This is a genomic window from Gordonia polyisoprenivorans (assembly GCF_017654315.1).
Lineage (GTDB): Bacteria > Actinomycetota > Actinomycetes > Mycobacteriales > Mycobacteriaceae > Gordonia > Gordonia polyisoprenivorans_A.
In genome coordinates, this window is the sequence record NZ_CP072203.1 from 2,274,536 (window position 1) to 2,291,666 (window position 17,131).

A 17,131-nucleotide genomic window follows, 5' to 3' on the forward strand; every position below is an offset into this window, starting at 1 on the left:
ATCCCCCTACCCCACGTGCGCCAGAGGTCACGGCCGTGCCGACTGCTCGTAGATTCTCTCGATCAGTCCCTCGTACTTGCTTGCGACACCGCGTCGCTTGAGCTTCATCGTCGGGGTGAGTTCCTCGGAGTCGGGCAACCACTCGGCGTCGAGGAGACGGTAGGCCTTGATCTGTTCGACACGCGAGAGTCGCGCGTTCGCCTGCTCCACGGCCTCGGCGATGAGCTGCTTGAGCTCCGGATCGTCGACCAGGTCCGACAATGCGGCATCGGCACGGCCACGTTGGGTGGCGAAGGTCCGCGCCGAATCGGGGTCGAGCACCAGAAGCGCCACGTTGTAGGGGCGGCGGTCACCGATGACACAGGCCTGCCCGATCAGCGGGGACGCACTCTTCAGGGTCCCCTCGATGTTGGCCGGCGACATGTTCTTTCCCGCCGCGTTGATGATGAGTTCCTTCTTGCGGTCGACGATGCTCACCCATCCGTCGTCATCGATGACGGCGATGTCGCCGGTGTGCAGCCAGCCGTGCGCGTCGATGGCCTCGGCGGTCTTCTCGGGAGTCTTGCGGTAGCCCTTCATGACATGGGGTCCGCGGAGCAACAGTTCGCCGTCGTCGGCGAGTTTCGCCTCGGTTCCCGGCTGCGCGATACCGACTTTCCCGATCCGGATGTCGGTGGGCAGGTTGGTGAAGCCCAGAGCGCCGGTCTCCGACATGCCGAAGCCCTCTTGGAGCGGAAGACCGAGTGCGAGAAAGAATTCGTGCACCGCGGGCGCAATCGGCGCCGCACCGGTCATGAGGAGCGCGACGCGATCGAAACCCAGCTGGGTCCGCAACGGTGCGAGGATCTCGGCATCGGCCTCGGCAACCCGGTCGGCGAGATCACCCGGCACCTCCTCGTGTCGCTGCTCGATCCGAACCTTCTCGATGGCGGCGTCCACCGCGGCGAGGGTGGTCGCCCGTGAACCATCCGGCAGGGCATCGAATTTCGCGAGGAGCGAGGCGCGCAGCTTCTCCCAGATCCGGGGGACGCCGAGAAACCACGACGGATGGGTCTCGGCGACCGCGGCGAACACCGACGACGCGTTCGCGACTGTCGTGATCGGCCATCCGGTAGCCGTTGCCAGGTAGTGCGAGAACACCCGGTCTGCTGCGTGTGCGGTCGGCAGGTAGGAGATCGCTGCACCCTCGACGGCGAAGGGGAAACGCAGATTACAGGTGTGCATGACGAACATGAGATTGGCGTGCGTGAGCTCCACGCCCTTGGGGTCGCCGGTCGTCCCCGAGGTGTAGATGAGCGTGGCGACATCGTCGGACCGGACTGCGCCCCACGTTGATTCGAAATCGAATCCGTCCGGCCGGCGGCTCCGGAGCTCGTCAAGGGTGCTCACCCGGGCCGCGCCCACCGCATCGTTGCCGTCGACGGAATCGACGACGACCACATGCGCCAGTCGCGGAGCCGCCGCCGCTCCGATCGCCGAGAGGAAGCGGGATTCGGTCACCAGCACCGTGTTCTCGGCGTTGCCGAACAGATAACTGATCTGCTCGGGCGCCGAGGTCAGGTAGATCGAGAACGGCGTCGCACCCAGATGCAGGGTCGCCATGTCGATGATGTGGAACTCCGGACAGTTGGGCAGCATGATCGCCACGGTGTCGCCCCGCCCGACGCCGAGATCGGCCAACCCGGCGGCCACCTCTGCCACGATCCTCGCGTAGTCGTTCCACGACAACGACTTCTCGGTGCCGAAGTCATACAGTGCGAGCCGGTCGCCGCGGTCGGCGACGGTGGCCTGGAATGCCGCCGGGATCGTGGCGGCGGCAACTCCGGGTGCGGCCTGTGGAGTACGGGTGTCGGTGCTCTGGGACATGGGGACGTGACCTCGCTGCTCGTGGTGGCGATGGATCTTCGGTGGGATCGAGATGTGGGGGTGGGGTGGGGCATGCCCTACCGGGACATTCCCTATTGGGGCGAGGTGACCGTTGTCGATTCGGTGGCATGCTCTGCCGCCGATCCGTTGCGGGGGGTGACGATGAAATCCGATGGCTCCGGTTCGTGGACGCGATCCCAGTAGTCGACGTAGCGCCACGGGCTGTTCGTCACGATCCGCCCGCGGGCATTGCGGTAATAGGTGGTGGTACCGCCGAAGTCCCACACCGTGTGCGCGAGTGCGTCGTCGAGCTCCTCGTTGTAGGAGTCGTGGGATTCCTGGCGCACCTCGATGGTGGCGAGGTCGTCATCGATCATCGAGCTGATCAACGCGGTGACGTGTTGTACCTGCATCTCGGTGCCCGCGATCACTGTGCCGCCGTGCCCGGTGTTGGTGTTCGGGCCGTACAGGCAGAAGAAGTTGGGGAACCCGGGAACCGAGATGCCCAGAAAGGCGCGGCCGTCGCCCTCGCCCCACACCTCTCGGAGTGTGTGCCCGCCTCGGCCTCGCACGGTGAGTGACGCGAGGACGTCGACCGCCTTGAAACCTGTTGCCAGCACCAGGATGTCGGCCTCGTGATCGGTGCCGTCGACCGTTCGGACGCCGGTCTCGGTGATCTTCTCGATGCCGTCGGTGACGAGTACGACGTCGTCGCGGGTCAGTGATCGGAACCAGCCGGCATCGATCAGCAGGCGTTTTCCGTACGGCGGATAGTCGGGCACGCTGCGGGCCAGCACGTCCGGGTGCTCGGCGAGCTCGTGCTCGATGTAGGCGGTGAGTTGCGCGCGAAGCCGGTCGTTTCCCTTGTTGATGGCCCGACCGAGATGCGGGAACTCGGGATCCACCTGCAGTAGACCCCACACCTTGTCACCCATGCGCCAGAACAGCCGGGCGCGATACCAGGCCAGGTAGTAGGGCACGTGCTCATTGAGGAAGTGCACGGCGGCCGACACATCGGCACCCTTGAGAGGATGTGGAATCGCCCACTGCGCGGTCCGTTGGAAGACGCGGACCTCCTGCGCCACCTCCGCGCTTGCGGGCACGAATTGCATGGCGCTTGCGCCGGTTCCGATGACGGCGACCCGTTTGCCCGCGAGATCGATCGAGCGATCCCAACGGGCGGTGTGCAGGGTCGGACCGCCGAAATCGGAGAGTCCGGGTAGATCGGGGATGCTCGGCTGGTTGAGGAGCCCGACGGCGCTGATGACGACGTCGGCGACGAGTGTCTCCGTCGCCTCATCGACGTCGGCCGGTCCGATGCTGACCTCCCACTTCGAGGTGGCCTCGTCGAACTGCGCCTCGTGGACGAGCGTGCTCAGCCGAGTGTTGGCCAGGACGCCGTGACGCTGCGCCAGGGTGCGCCAGTAGTCGGCGAGCTCGCTTTGCGGTGCGAAGTAACTCGACCAGTCCGGCTTGGGATCGAACGACAGGGCATAGAGGTAGCTCGGGGTGTCGACCCCGCACCCCGGATAGAAGTTCTCGTGCCACGTGCCGCCGACGTCGGGGTTCTTGTCGACGACGGTGTAGGCGATACCGGCCTGCGCCAGACGCACTGCCATCGCCAACCCCGAGATGCCGGCGCCGATGATCAGGACCCGGAAGCCCGACCGAGGCGTCGACTGCGGTTCGCTGTGACGGGCATAGATTCCCATCTCCTCACCGAGCAGACGACCGTAATCCGCGGGGATCGAATCGTGCAGCATCACCGACAGGGCGGCCGAAAGTCGCTCGGGTTCCGGCAGATCGGCCGGCGGTTGCAACGTTCCGTCCCGCCAGGCGATGAGCACCTCGGCCGCTTCCGTGCGTATCCGCGCTGCGCACTCGTCGTCGAACCCGCCCGAATCGTGATCGCCGAGGTCCCTCGGGGCGGTGGGGAGATACGGCTCCGAGATCCAGCGGTCGTCGTCGGTGAGCAGGGCGAGCGAGCCGAGCAGGATCGGCAGATTCGCCTCGGCGAGGGCATCGGTCAGTTCCGCGTCGGTGAAATCGGGCGTCGGGGTGAACGCGCCCGACGGCTGATGTCCGGAGCGGAGTTTCTTCGATTGGGGTCTGGACTGCACCATACGTGCGACCATACAATCTGTTCAGACGTGGTGTCAATCACAGTCCACTCCGAATGTGGAGGACGGATGCCGCCGGTGAAGAGGAGAACCCATGGGGCAGACCCGCCCGACAACCATGCTTTCCCGACGACGGACCGCGGTGCGCGAGCGTCGGCTCGTCGTCGGTTCGCATCGCACGAGGGTGTTGGAGTCCGACGGCGACGGACCGCTGTTGCTGTTGTTGCACGGCTTCGCCGACAGTGCCGACACCTGGCGAGATCTGTTGGAAGTATTGGGCTCTCGCGGAATCCGTGCGGCCGCGGTGGACCTTCCGGGATTCGGTCGGGCCTCGGGGATCTCCCGGGACGGACGTCTGCTGGAGATCTACGACGACTTCGTCGCCGCGGTGCTCGCCGCTCTGCGCGGTCCCGACGACCCACCGGCGATCGTCGTCGGCAACTCGATGGGCGCCACCGTCGCGGTGCGCGCGGCCACGGCGCGCGACGACGTCGCCGCCGCGGTGGCGCTCGCGCCCGCCGGGCTCGGGTTCCGGCCCGCGCTGCACCACGCCAGTGACGCGATCGACCATCTGCTGCCGATGCTTCGGGTCGCCTATCGGGTTCCCTATCCCGCGGTGGCCGTCCAGGGGGCGATCGCCGTCTACTACCGTGTCCGCCTTGCGCACGGCGCGCGCAATGCGTGGCGCTTCGGCTCACACTTCCGCGGCATGGGGGAGTTCCGTCGCGTCGGCGTACTGGGCCGGCGACTCATGGCCGAGATACAGCAGGGAGTGTGGTCCGTCGACGATTTCCGGCGGCCGATCACGCTCGTCTGGGGGTCGGCCGACCCGGTGTGCGACGTCCGTGGCGCGGACGCCTTCATCGAGGCCGTCCCCGGTACCCGGCTGGTGATGATTCCCGGTGCCGGCCACCTACCCCAGATCGACGCGCCGGAACGCGTCGCCGACATTCTCGCCGAGGTCGCAGCAGCGTCCGACCTCGCCGCTCCTGGCTCGCAACCGATGGATCGAAAGGGCAACCGACGGTGACGAACAACGATGTGACGAACAACAACACGGCGAAGAACGACACGGCGAGCACCGACGCGGCGGACTCCCCGACGGACGACGGTCTGGGCAGCCGCATCTCGCAGGCCGTCCACACGGTCGCCAACGTGGTGGAATACCTGCGTTTCGGCGGCCTCGACACCGGCGAGGAGCCCTCGCCCTACGACGTCATGCTGCGCACGCCGCTGGTGACGTTGCGTCGCTGTTTCACCGCCGAGACCCGCAAGTCGCCCGACCGTGATCCGGTGCTGCTCGTTCCGCCGCTGATGCTCAGTGCCGATGTATGGGATGTGTCACCGTCCACCAGTGCCGTTGCGCACCTGCATAATTCCGGTATGGACCCGTGGGTCGTCGACTTCGGCGACCCGGCAGCGGAGCCTAACGGATTGCAGCGCAACGTCACCGACCACGTCCTCGCGGTGTCCGACGCCATCGATGCCGTACGTCGAACCACCGGACGCGACGTGCACATCGGCGGCTACTCCCAGGGAGGACTCTTCTGCTACCAGGCAGCGGCGTTGCGCCGCACCGAATCGATCGCGAGTATCTTCGCGCTCGGCAGTCCGATGGAGCCGCTTTCGCTACCGGGACTCGACCTCCCGGAGGAGGTCTTCTCGGCGATCAGCACACTCGGCATCGGGGTGCTCTCGCGCACCGGCCTGCCCGGCTGGGCATCGGCGAATCTGTTCAGCTGGACCTCTCCGATCGCCACGGCCAAGCAACGCCTGCAGTACCTGATGGCACTCGGCGACCGCGACGCGTTGCTCCCACGAGAGCGTCAACGTCGCTTCCTCTCGAACGAGGGCTGGATCGCCTTCCCGGGGCCTGCCATCGCCGAGGTCATGGAGTCGATGACCAACGACCGGTTCGTGCGGGGCGGCCTGGTCTTCGACGGCCGCGCGGTCACCATGGCCGACATCACCTGCCCGGTCCTGATCTTCACTGGCCAGTACGATGCCTTCGCGCCGCCGCGCGCGGTCCGCGACGTCGTCAAGGGTTTGCCACACACCGAGGTCTGGGAATGCACCATGCCCACCGGGCACTTCGGCCTCGGAGTGGGATCCCGGGCCAATCGGGAGACCTGGCCGACCGTCGCACGGTGGGTGGGATGGATCGGTGGCCGCAACGAGCGGCCGGAGAACCTGGCGGACGCGCGGGAAGTGGGCCTCGACGAACGCGAACCCGAGGGCGGCGGCACGGTACGGCAGCTACTGAACGCGGGCACCGAGGGCATGCTCGCGGCGCCCGGCCTGGCACGAGATGTGCTGGGACGCGCCACCGGGACGCTCGCCGAGGTCACCACCGAAGCGGTCAATCAGGTGCCCAGATTGTTGCGGTTGGAACGGGTCCGCGGATCGACGACGGTGTCCTACGGTGCGCTGCTCGCCGAGGCGTACGAGCGCGACCCCACCGCGGTCTGCCTGCTCTACCGCGGCCGTGCCCACACCCGCGCCGACGTCGCACGCGAGGTCGACGACCTGGTCCTGCGGCTGTTGTGGGTCGGCGTCCGTCGGGGCGAGTACGTCGGGGTGCTCGTTGATTCGGGGGCCGTGCTGCTCTGGACCGCAGCAGCTCTGAGTCGCATCGGTGCGGTGGCCGTGCTCCTGCGACCGGGCAGCGACATCGCCGCCGAACTGCGCATCGGGCGCGCGCGCCGCGTGCTCGTCGACGCGAGTCATCTCGACGAGGTGCGCAAGGCCGGCGTACGGACACACGTGATCGGTGGTTCCGGCAGCTCAGAGAAGTCCGGCACCGCCGAGAAGCCCAGCACCGCCGAGAAGCCCAGCACCGCCGAGAAGTCGAGTACAGCAGAGGATCTCGACAGCATCGACACCTCCGCCGTGCGGACCCCGGACTGGTATCGGCCGAACCCGGGACGTGGTCGGGACCTGGGCTTCGTGCTCTTCGGTGACGGGCCCGACGGAATCCGGTCGATCCCGGTGACCAACCGGCGCTGGGCGCTGTCGGCGTATGGTGCCGCCTCGGCGGCCGCCCTCACCGAGTCCGACACGGTGTATTCGGCGAATGCGCTGTACCACCCATCGGGACTGCTGTTGGCCACGGCGGCGCCGGTCGCTGTGGGCGCGCGGGTGGCGCTGACCGATTCCTTTGACCCGCAGACCTTCTGGTCGGATGTGCGCCATTACGGTGCAACGGTCGTTCCGTACACGTGGAGCATGCTCCGGCTGTTGCTCGATCAACCGCCCGGTCCGGACGAGGCCTATCACCCGGTGCGGCTGTTCATCGGTTCCGGTATACCGACGACGGTCTGGCGCGACGCTCTCGAGCGATTCGCGCCCGCACAGATCCTCGAGATGTTCGTCCCGGTGCGCACCGACGCGATTCTGGCGAACATCTCCGGGCGCAAGATCGGCTCCATCGGTCGGCCACTGCCCGGCACCGCCCGGGTCGAGCTGGCAGCCATCGACCCCGATACCGGTGAATTGCGCTGTGATGGTGAGGGATACGTGCGCAAGGCCAAGCGAGGTGACCGAGGCAGGTTGCTCGTCGAGGTGGATCGCGGGCATCCGCACGCCGACGACGTGCCCATGCGCGGAGTCTTCGATGCCCATGACGCCTGGGTCGACACCGGTGAGGATTTCACCGTCGACGCCGAGGGTGACTTCTGGCCCGCGGGACGATCGTCGGACACGATCACCACCCCGGCCGGACCGTTGCGGCCCCGCGAGGTGGAGGACGCGCTGGCACGAGTGCCCGGCGTCGCAGCGGTCGCGGTGATCACGGAGCGGCGAAAAGTGCTGGCCGCCATCGCCACCAAGGCCGGCGAGGTCTTCGATTCAGGGAGAGCGCGGCTGGTGCTCGAGGGGGTCTCGGATGCTGCGGGGCGCGTCGAGATCGTCGAGGTCGAGGCGATACCACTGACCCGGTGGTATCGACCGGATGTGCCTGCACTCAGACGCCTCGTCACGCGCGCTGAACAGACTGTATAGATAGGATGTATGTTTCACTCATGACGAACGACACACGATCCCCGGTACGCCGGGTCTACGAGACAGAGCACGAGGATTTCCGCGCCAGCTTCCGCCGATTCCTGGACACGCGGGTGGTACCCGACTATGCGAAATGGGAAGCCGAAGGGCTGTTTCCCCGAGAAGTGTTCGCCGAGGCCGGATCTCACGGATTCCTGGGAATGGCTATCGATGAGGAATACGGCGGAGGAGGAGTCGACGACTTCCGGTTCAACGCGGTGATGGCCGAGGAGGTCGCCGACGCCGGGGTGATGTCGTTCGGTATCAACCTGCACAACGACATCTGCGTTCCGTATTTCCTGCGGTACTGCACCCCAGAACAGCGGGCGCGTTGGCTGCCCGGTCTGGCCTCCGGTGAACTGATCGCTGCCATCGCGATGACCGAGCCGGGTACCGGCTCGGATCTCGCAGGCATCACCGCGGTCGCGGTGCGCGAGGGTGATCATTACGTTCTCAACGGCTCGAAGACATTCATCTCCAACGGGATCAACGCCGATGTGGTCATCGTGGCAGCCCGCACCGAGACCGGCGACCGGCACAACGGACTGTCGTTGATGGTCGTCGAGCGTGGGATGGCCGGATTCGAGCGAGGCCGCAATCTCGACAAGATCGGGATGCACGCCCAGGACACCGCGGAATTGTCGTTCACAAATGTCCGGGTCCCGGTGGACAACGTGCTCGGGGAGCCGGGCAGCGGGTTCCGGCAGCTGGTGTCGAATCTGCCTCAGGAGCGGATGACGATCGCGGTGGCGAGCACCGCCGCCGCCAACCGGGCGGTGGAATTGGCCCGCGATCACATCATGACGCGCACCGCGTTCGGTAAGCCGTTGGCCGCCAACCAGAATTCGCGGTTCACCCTGGCCGATGCCCATGTGCAGGTCCAGGTCGTTCGTGCGTTCGTCGACGAATGCCTACGGGATCACGCCACCGGTGAGCTCGGCGCGGATCGGGCCGCCATGGCGAAACTCGCGGCGACCGAGGTGCAGGGACGCGTCGTCGATGCATGCCTGCAGATGTTCGGCGGATACGGCTACATGGCCGAGTACCCGATCGCACGTGCCTATGTCGATGCGCGGGTCCAGCGCATCTACGGCGGGACGAGCGAGATCATGAAGGAGATCGTGGGCAAGTCGATGGGACTGACCGCATGAAGCGCACCATATTCGAGCCCGAACACGACCAGTTCCGCGACAGTGTGCGGGCATTCCTGACCAAAGAGGCGGTGCCACACACCGAGAAGTGGGAGGCCCAGGGGCTCGTCGACCGCGAATTCTGGTCGCTGGCCGCCGCCCAGGGATTCGTCGGCTTCTCCGCGCCGGAGGAATTCGGGGGAGCCGGGCAGCGCGACTTCCGGTTCAACGCGATCCTCGATGAAGAGGTCGTCCGCACCGGAACAGTCGGCGATGGCTTCTCGCTGACCAACGACATCGTCCTGCCCTACTTCCTCGACATCGCCTCCGCCGAACAGCAGGCGCGGTGGTTGCCCGGCATCGTCAACGGCGACACCGCGATCGCTGTGTCGATGTCGGAACCCGGTACCGGATCGGATCTGCGTGCCATCACCTCGACAGCGGTGCGTGAGCCGGGTGGTTGGCGCCTGAGCGGGTCCAAGACCTTTGTGACACGAGGGATTCAGGCCGACCTCGTCATCGTGGCCGCGCGTATCGGTGAATCCGACGGTGGGGGATTCGGGTTGTTCGTCGTACCCGACGGCGCAACGGGTTTCACCCGCGGACGCAAACTCGACAAGATCGGACGACGGGCGCAGGACACCGCCGAACTGTTCTTCGCCGATGTACGCATCCCCGACACCGACGTCCTCGGTGAGCCGGGGAAGGGTCTGCACTACCTGATGGGCAATCTCGCTCAAGAGCGGTTGTCGATGGCGGTGGTGGCGGTGGCCAGCGCCGAGTACGCCGTCCGGCTGGCCGTCGACTATGCCGGCGAGCGCAAGGCCTTCGGACAGTCCATCGGCAGCTTCCAGGCCAATCGTTTTCGGCTGGCCGAGCTGCACACGCGAGTTGCCATGGCCCGCACACATGTCGACCGGTGTATCGAGGCGCAGAACACCGGGGAGTTGACCGCGGCGGAGGCGGCAGGGGCGAAGTTCCTCACCACCGAACTCGAATTCGAGGCACTCGACACATGTCTGCAGATGCACGGCGGATACGGATACATGGAGGAGTACGAGGTTGCCCGCCGCTGGCGGGATGCGCGCGTCCAGCGGATCTACGGCGGCACCAACGAGATCATGCGAGAGATCGTCGGGCGTTCACTCGGATTGTGAACCCGCAGACACGAGTCCGTGGGCCCGACCGAGAACGGTCGGGCCCACGGCCTACGTGTGGGTACGGTCAGTTCGCAGAAGCCACGACGCCCGACTGGCACAGCCGGCCGATCTCGGAATCGCTGAAACCGACTTCGGCCAGGACATCGTCGGAATCCGCCCCGGGAGAACGGCAACTGCGCGGCTGCGTCGGCGCAACACCGTCGAAGCGTGGTGCGGGGGCGGGTTGCACGACGCCGTCGTTCGCGACGAATGTCCCACGCTCGACGTGATGTGGATGAACCGCCGTCTCGGACAACGCGAGAACCGGTGTTTAACAGGTGTTTCGGCCCGCGAACAGGCGGTCCAACTCGTCCCGGCTGTGCTCGGCGATCGATCGGTGAGTACCTTGCGATACTCGTCGAAGCGCTCGGGATCACGATGACCGGTGCGCATCGACTCGGGAAGGTCGAGGACGTCGCACAGTTCGATCCAGAACTGGTCCTCGATGGCCCCGATACTGACCCACTTCCCGTCGCGTGTCGGGTACACGTCGGAGAAGAACGAGCCGGTGTCGAGCAGGTTGGTTCCACGCTCTTCGGTGTAGTCGCCCTCGGCGCGATAGGAATGGAACATCGACATCAGCGCGGAGGCGCCGTCGATCATGGCGGCGTCGACGACGCGCCCTCCGCCGCCGGCCCGGGCGGACACGATACCGGCAAGCATGCCGAGCGCGAGAAACGTTCCGCCACCACCGAAATCGCCCACGAGATTCAACGGGGCGACCGGCGCCTGGCCGGCCTGCCGATGGCGTGTAGCGCGCCGGTCAGGGCGATGTAGTTGATGTCGTGACCCGGCGCCGACGCCAGCGGCCCGGTCTGCCCCCAACCGGTCATCCGCCCGTACACCAGATCGCTGTTGACGGCGAGGCAGTCCTGTGGACCCACCCCGAGGCGCTCGGCGGCGCCGGGACGAAACGTCTCGAACAGTCCGTCCGCCCCGACGCACAACCGGCGAACCACCTCGGCGCCCTCGGTCTCTTCAGATCGACGGCGACGTGGCGTCGACTGCGAAACAGGATGTCGTGGCCCGCCACCGCCCACGGATTACCGCCGGGACGGTCGACGGTGATGACCTCGGCACCCATGTCGGCGAGCAACATCCCCGCGAACGGGCCCGGACCGATACACGCGAGCTCGATCACCCGCACACCGTCGAGCGGTGCCGCAGCAGCGGTCACGCGTGCGACACGGTCGGCATACCGCCCTTGTTGGCGACGATGTCGGCGTGCACCTCGTCGGGGTTGGCCACGGCCATCTCCTTGTTGGAGCCGTCGGGGAGTTCGATCGCGTCGTTGAACTGACGCAGCATCGTGAACGCGGCGCGCTCGTCGTCATGCGGAAGGAGTCGACCGACGCGGCTGGCCAGGGCGACCGCGGGACGGATGGTCGGCAGGATGTGGCGCCACGGCGTCTTCTCCGCTTCGAGACCTTCCATGACGTCGGCCGGAATCCACGAATGCAGAAGTCCGTAAGCGAGTTTCAGGCGGCGCTCGTTGGTCATGAACTTGGCGACCGGGCCGGGCAACACCTCGACGTCCCCGGGCGGGTTCTCCACGCTGTACTCGACGATCGAGTGCACGACGTCGCGGCAGAGCTCGTCCGGCGGCAGTTCGATCAGGGTGTGCAACTCGGTCTTGCGTCGCGCGTCCTCGTAGCCGGTGTGCAAGATCTCCTCGGGGACACCGATGACGTATCCCACGTAGCGGCTCAGTGCGAAGATGTCCTCGAGTTCACGGTCGCTGTAGCGGATTCCGGAGCTCTGAACCGCATCGATGAACTTGACACCGAACTGTCCGGCCTGGGTGACCATGCCGTCGAGGTTGTTGATCGGGATGCCCCAGTTGGCCCAGTCCCACGCGTCGGAACTGCCGAGGCTGTGGCGGACCGCAGCATGGATCATCCGAACCTTGGCGGTCAGCCGAAAGCCGTCTTCGTAGCGATGCATGCCCCCGGGCGTGTAGGCGGCCACCACATATCGGAAACTCTCGATGAGACGGGTACCGACCTGATCCATCTTCCGCAGACGTCCGCTGAACAGAACCGGCCGGGTGGCGCTGTACATGGAGAACCCACCGGCGATCGCGCCCCACGCCAGCACGGGCGGCACGATGGGGCCGGCACGCCAGAAGGCCACCGCCCCGCGATAGAGCTGGTCGAAATCGACCCACTCCGGTACCCGATCGAGCTGCTCGAAGATGGCCACCAGGCCCGGAGTGGGGTCGTCGATGGAATCGATGCCGTGCTCGAGGGCACGGTCGAAGGTGCGCCAGCTGGTGGTGTTGCTCTTGTCCTTGAAGTCGAGCATCGCCTGGTAGGCGTAGTCGTCGGCGAGGAGCGCGTGATCGGTCAATGTCTCGACCATCTCGCGTCCGTACATTGCGATCGCCTTGTCCTTGTTGGCGATTCGCCCCAGGTCGATACCCTTCGGCAGACCCGGCGGTACATCGAGGTCTCCTCGAAAGGTCATCTCCCGAGTGGTCTTCGGCTCAGTGGTGGTCATGTCGCCTCCTGTGGATCGCGGTGTGTTGGGCGGTTCCCCTGTGATGGCCGTTACAACTCAGGGTAGACCGTGGTGAACACTATGTCTACACTCACTGTATGGCCGCATGTATGAAGAGTGTGGCCGCCCGCACCGTTTCCCGCGTGCGGTGGGGAGATCTCGGACGACGAGGTCCGACAGAAGAAAGGTGCCGTCATGACCGCCGACCCCGTGGGCGTCGCCGCCGCGTCCGACATATCCGCCGATGAGGTGGCCACCGACGCGCTCGGCAGGTTGTTGTCGACCCGGTGGAGCTGTCGCGCCTTTCTGCCGCAACCGATTCCGCGCGAAGAGCTCGACCGGGTCCTCGACATCGCCCGCCGCACACCGTCGTGGTGCAATACCCAGCCCTGGCACATCGACATCACCACCGGGTCGGCCACCGACGCTCTGCGCGATGCGTTGCACGACGCCATCTCGCAAGGCTCGCAGGAGAATCCGGACATCGAGTTCCCGACCGCGTATGAGGGGGTCTACCGGGATCGGCGGCGGACCAGTGGATGGCAGCTCTATGAGAGCCTGGGAATCGCCAAGGGTGATCGCGCAGCATCGGCACGACAAACCCTGCGCAACTTCGACTTCTTCGACGCACCCCATGTCGCGGTCGTGACGACCGAGCGGGCGCTGGGAACGTACGGGGCCGTCGACTGTGGTCTCTTCGTCAACAATTTCCTGCTCGCGGCGCACAGTCGCGGCATCGGCACGATTCCGCAGGCGGCGCTGGCGACCCAGGCGCCGGTGCTGCGCGACTACTTCGGTTACCCGGATAATCGTCTGGTGCTACTGGGTATCTCGTTGGGATACCCCGACCTCGACGATCCGGTGAACGTCTATCGCACCGAACGGCAGGAGGTCGGCGACATCGCGACATTCCACGACGGTCCCGGTGCGGTCGGCCCGACGGGGGCGCGGTCATGAGCGGGCGGCTCGTGGAAACCCGCGACGGCACGCGGATCAACGTCCGCGAGGTGGGGCAGGGGCCGACGGTCCTGTTCATCCACGGGTGGAGTCTCAGCGGAGAGGTGTGGGATCGACAACTCGGCGCTGTGGCCGCCGCCGGCTATCGGGCGCTGGCAATGGACCAACGCGGACACGGCGATTCCGATGCGCCACAGCAGGGATATGAGATCGAGGGCCTCGTCGCCGATGCCGTCGACGTGCTCGGCGCACTCGGTGTCGACCATGCGGTCGTGGTCGGTTGGTCGCTGGGCGGGATGGTCGGGCTGCGTCTGGCCCACGACCACCCCGACCTCGTCGACGCGCTGGTGATGGTGGCATCCAATGGGGTGTCGGCCTCGCGTACCGACGCCTTCGCCTTCGGCGTGCCCGCCGACAAGCCACTCGCCGCGATCCTCGGCGCCGAGCATGCCGATCGAATTGCGTTGCGGCGCAGCGCGGTGGGCGACCCGTTCAAGGGCGACCCCGATCCGCAGACGCTCGACTGGCTCCATCGCGTGTCGCTGCAGACGCCGACCTGGGCCGCGCAGGCGGCGATGCGGACGCTGATGTGCACCGATCAGACCCATGTCCTCGACGAGCTCTCGGTACCGGTGACCCAGATCGTCGGCGCCGCGGATCCGGCGTTGTCCATGCGCGGCGCGCGATGGGTGCGTGATCGCCTCGCCTCGACGCTGGTGGAACTCGATTGTGGGCACTATCCGATGCTCGAATGCCCCGACGAGTTCGACGCCGCGCTTCTCGGCGGAATCGGTAAGCGTCGGGAAGTGCCCAAGGCGGAAGAATACGGCGCAGAAGCGTCAATACTACGTGTCCGGACATAATGTAAAGTCATGGTCATGACCCAGGGCTCTTTCGTGCGGCGCCGACCTCGCGAGTTCGACGGCACCTCGTCCGCCGAACTGGCCGTGTTCGCCGCGACGGAAGAGCTGCTGCGCGACACGTCGCTCCAGAAACTCACTGTGGCGCAGATCTTGCGTGCCGCCGGACTGTCCCGGGCGAATTTCTACCACTATTTCGCCAACAAGTATGACGTCCTCGTGGCATTGCTCGGGCGGGTCTTCGACGATTCGTACGGCCAGGACGCGCCGTGGTCCACGACTCCCGGTAAGGCCCGCGCGCAACGGATGGGCACCAGCCTGGAGAGCACGCTCGAGATGTGGTCGGCGCACGGCGCGGTCATCTGCTCGGTGATCGAGCACATGCACAGCGAGCCGGCGGTGGCCGCGGCGTGGCAGCGCATGTACGGGCGTTTTGTCGACGCGATCACCGAACAGGTTGTCTACGAGCGGAATTCGGGTCAGGCCCCGGCGGGCTCGCCGCCGGACATGATCGCCACCATGCTCGTCGGTGCGGCCGAGCGCGTGTTCTACGTCAGCTCGCGGGGGCTCGATCCGCGGCTGGCCACGGTCGACGACGTCGTGGAACCGTTGCGTGCGGTCAACGAGGCGGCGATCTTCGGTGGACGTCATGACGCGGAATCGGACAAGAGTTCTTCTGCAGCAACCGATCTCGAACGATCACCGATGCCGGAGATCACCGCACCCGTCGTCGAGGGAGAAACCGCGACGGCGATTCTGCAGGCGATGCGCGAGCTGCTCGTCGAAGAAAGCCTGGCCGATGTCAGCGTGGCCAAGATCCTGGAGAAGTCCGGTATCTCGCGCGCATCGTTCTACTTCTACTTCCGCAGCAAGGAGGACGCCTTCGTGGTGTTGTTCCGCGAGGCGGCGGCCGACATCGTGGCGGGCCTACGCGGGCTGGCCGACATCGATCGCGACGAGCCGGAGAGGCTGTTGGCCCAGGTCGGTGAGTGGCTCGATCTGGAGGGTTTCGCCGGTCCGGTGATCCGCAACGCGGTCCACGCGTGGCCGCGACTGCCGGAACTGCGCGCGGAGTACCTCGCGGCGATGAACGCCATGGAAACGACCCTGGAGTCGATCATCGACTCCGATCGTGCTGCCGGACTCGCGCCTGCGGGGCCGCCCGTGCCGGCGTATGCGGCGGTCATCTTGTGGACGATCGAACGAGCCGTGGCCGGTGCCCTGGCCGGCGAGGAGCACCTCGCCGATCTGGATGCGGTCACCGAGATGGTCGGTCGATTCCTGTACGCAGCCGTCTACGGACGCCGCTGACACCACCCGCCCCCACACGTGCGGGTCTGCGCCGAATTCTGTTCAGCGACCGGTGAAGTGCGGTGTACGCCGATTCATGAAGGCATCCACGCCGGTGCGGAAGTCCGTGGAGTCGACCAGCTCGGTCTGCCCGGCGATCTCGGTTTCGAAGGCCTCGTCGAGATGGGGGAGCAGCGCGGCGTTGAGGCTGCGTTTGGTGGCGGCGTAGGAGCGGGTGGGCCCGGCGGCGAAATGCTCGGCGACCTCATCGACCCGAGCGGCAAGCGCGTCGTCGGCGACCACGGCGTCGATCATCCCCCACGACAGCGCGGTGTCGGCGTCCACCGGCTCGGCCAACATGGCCATCCGGGTGGCACGGCCGAATCCGACACGCGCACCGAGCAACGCCGAGGCGCCCGCGTCGAGGGTCAGACCCACCCGGGAGAAGGCCAGGACAAAGCTCGCCGACCGGACCGCCACCACGTGATCACAGGCAAGAGCGAGCGCACACCCCACCCCCGCGGCGGTGCCGTTGACCGCGGCGATCACCGGCTTGGGCATGGTGCGGATCGCACGGATCGTCGGGTTGTAGCGCATCCGCAGCTCCTCCTCGGTACGCGGAGCCAGCCGGGTCTGCGGACCGAGGTCGTCGAGCGTCAGATCGGCTCCCGAGGAGAAGGCGCGGCCCGCCCCGGTGAGGACCACGCAGCGCACGGAATCATCGGCCGTGAGCTCGTCGAGTGTGTTCCGGAGTTCGGACTGCAGCGAGGTGTCAAAGGCGTTGAGAGCCTGCGGTCGCGCAAGCGTCACGCGCGTCGCCGATCGTCTTCGATGGACCTCGATTACCTGCGAACTGCGGATCTTCTCCCAATCGGTCACCTGTGCACAGTAGCGAGGACTTGCTGTCCAGACAAGGTGTTCACAAGCGGCGGACCTGCAGCAGAGTGAAAACTTAGCTGATGACACTTGACACGAAACGTCTCGTGTCTGTTAACGTCATGTCGTTCGTTTCGTGTTCCACATCACAATGCCACAGCCCCGCTCGTGGTGGGAGACGGCAGTGTCGGGTGCACGACAGCACCATTGCCAAGTGATTGACGTCACGTCTGAACACATTGTATGCTCGCGCTGTCCAAACAAAGCACGACCCGGTGTGGCCGTCCGTTGAAGCC

General features: G+C 66.3%; 11 protein-coding genes and 1 pseudogene. 7 read left to right on the forward strand and 5 right to left on the reverse strand.

Annotated elements, in window-relative coordinates; all coding sequences use genetic code 11:
* Positions 1 to 27 precede the first annotated feature (27 nt).
* Positions 28 to 1,866, reverse strand: coding sequence for an AMP-dependent synthetase/ligase (locus tag J6U32_RS10160; protein WP_208795204.1), 1,839 nt, complete (start codon positions 1,864 to 1,866; stop codon positions 28 to 30).
* A 92-nt stretch (positions 1,867 to 1,958) separates the two neighbouring features.
* Entirely contained in the window at positions 1,959 to 4,001 is a 2,043-nt protein-coding gene (locus J6U32_RS10165; RefSeq protein ID WP_208795206.1) for a flavin-containing monooxygenase, read from the reverse strand.
* 79 nt (positions 4,002 to 4,080) lie between these two features.
* On the opposite strand from J6U32_RS10165, the gene J6U32_RS10170 reads away from it, so the two are divergent.
* The 4 genes from J6U32_RS10170 to J6U32_RS10185 are packed head-to-tail and all read left to right on the forward strand — an operon-like array spanning position 4,081 to position 10,311.
* A complete protein-coding gene (locus J6U32_RS10170; RefSeq protein ID WP_208795208.1) occupies positions 4,081 to 5,016 on the forward strand; it encodes an alpha/beta fold hydrolase in 936 nt (311 codons plus the stop codon).
* Complete coding sequence (locus J6U32_RS10175) at positions 5,013 to 7,985, forward strand: alpha/beta fold hydrolase (RefSeq protein ID WP_244332774.1); 2,973 nt, start codon at positions 5,013 to 5,015, stop codon at positions 7,983 to 7,985. Before J6U32_RS10170 ends, J6U32_RS10175 begins: the two co-directional genes overlap by 4 nt.
* 5 nt (positions 7,986 to 7,990) lie before the next feature.
* A complete protein-coding gene (locus J6U32_RS10180; RefSeq protein ID WP_208795209.1) occupies positions 7,991 to 9,175 on the forward strand; it encodes an acyl-CoA dehydrogenase family protein in 1,185 nt (394 codons plus the stop codon).
* Positions 9,172 to 10,311 (forward strand): acyl-CoA dehydrogenase family protein, encoded by a 1,140-nt coding sequence (locus J6U32_RS10185; RefSeq protein ID WP_208795211.1) that lies wholly within the window; start codon positions 9,172 to 9,174, stop codon positions 10,309 to 10,311. The genes J6U32_RS10180 and J6U32_RS10185 overlap by 4 nt, the downstream gene beginning before the upstream one ends.
* Positions 10,312 to 10,378: 67 nt before the next feature.
* Here J6U32_RS10185 and J6U32_RS10190 read toward each other — a convergent pair.
* Positions 10,379 to 11,530, reverse strand: a pseudogene (locus tag J6U32_RS10190) (CaiB/BaiF CoA transferase family protein).
* A complete protein-coding gene (locus J6U32_RS10195; RefSeq protein WP_208795213.1) occupies positions 11,527 to 12,852 on the reverse strand; it encodes an oxygenase MpaB family protein in 1,326 nt (441 codons plus the stop codon). The pseudogene J6U32_RS10190 and the gene J6U32_RS10195 overlap by 4 nt, the downstream one beginning before the upstream one ends.
* A gap of 195 nt (positions 12,853 to 13,047) precedes the next feature.
* On the opposite strand from J6U32_RS10195, the gene J6U32_RS10200 reads away from it, so the two are divergent.
* Genes J6U32_RS10200 through J6U32_RS10210 form a run of 3 tightly spaced genes read left to right on the forward strand, consistent with a single transcriptional unit; the run spans position 13,048 to position 15,980 of the window.
* Positions 13,048 to 13,809 (forward strand): nitroreductase, encoded by a 762-nt coding sequence (locus tag J6U32_RS10200; RefSeq protein WP_208795215.1) that lies wholly within the window; start codon positions 13,048 to 13,050, stop codon positions 13,807 to 13,809.
* Positions 13,806 to 14,672, forward strand: coding sequence for an alpha/beta fold hydrolase (locus J6U32_RS10205; protein WP_208795217.1), 867 nt, complete (start codon positions 13,806 to 13,808; stop codon positions 14,670 to 14,672). The genes J6U32_RS10200 and J6U32_RS10205 overlap by 4 nt, the downstream gene beginning before the upstream one ends.
* 9 nt (positions 14,673 to 14,681) lie before the next feature.
* Positions 14,682 to 15,980 (forward strand): TetR/AcrR family transcriptional regulator, encoded by a 1,299-nt coding sequence (locus J6U32_RS10210; RefSeq protein WP_208795219.1) that lies wholly within the window; start codon positions 14,682 to 14,684, stop codon positions 15,978 to 15,980.
* A gap of 42 nt (positions 15,981 to 16,022) precedes the next feature.
* On the opposite strand, the gene J6U32_RS10215 is transcribed toward J6U32_RS10210, so the two are convergent.
* Complete coding sequence (locus J6U32_RS10215; RefSeq protein ID WP_208795221.1) at positions 16,023 to 16,838, reverse strand: enoyl-CoA hydratase-related protein; 816 nt, start codon at positions 16,836 to 16,838, stop codon at positions 16,023 to 16,025.
* Positions 16,839 to 17,131 lie beyond the last annotated feature (293 nt).

Excerpts from the sequence above, each read along its gene's own strand:
- J6U32_RS10160 (WP_208795204.1), bottom strand. The coding sequence starts at position 1,866 with ATGTCCCAGAGCACCGACACCCGTACTCCACAGGCCGCACCCGGAGTT.
- J6U32_RS10205 (WP_208795217.1), top strand. The coding sequence starts at position 13,806 with ATGAGCGGGCGGCTCGTGGAAACCCGCGACGGCACGCGGATCAACGTC.
- J6U32_RS10185 (WP_208795211.1), top strand. The coding sequence starts at position 9,172 with ATGAAGCGCACCATATTCGAGCCCGAACACGACCAGTTCCGCGACAGT.
- J6U32_RS10195 (WP_208795213.1), bottom strand. The coding sequence starts at position 12,852 with ATGACCACCACTGAGCCGAAGACCACTCGGGAGATGACCTTTCGAGGA.
- J6U32_RS10210 (WP_208795219.1), top strand. The coding sequence starts at position 14,682 with ATGGTCATGACCCAGGGCTCTTTCGTGCGGCGCCGACCTCGCGAGTTC.
- J6U32_RS10170 (WP_208795208.1), top strand. The coding sequence starts at position 4,081 with ATGGGGCAGACCCGCCCGACAACCATGCTTTCCCGACGACGGACCGCG.
- J6U32_RS10180 (WP_208795209.1), top strand. The coding sequence starts at position 7,991 with ATGTATGTTTCACTCATGACGAACGACACACGATCCCCGGTACGCCGG.
- J6U32_RS10200 (WP_208795215.1), top strand. The coding sequence starts at position 13,048 with ATGACCGCCGACCCCGTGGGCGTCGCCGCCGCGTCCGACATATCCGCC.
- J6U32_RS10165 (WP_208795206.1), bottom strand. The coding sequence starts at position 4,001 with ATGGTCGCACGTATGGTGCAGTCCAGACCCCAATCGAAGAAACTCCGC.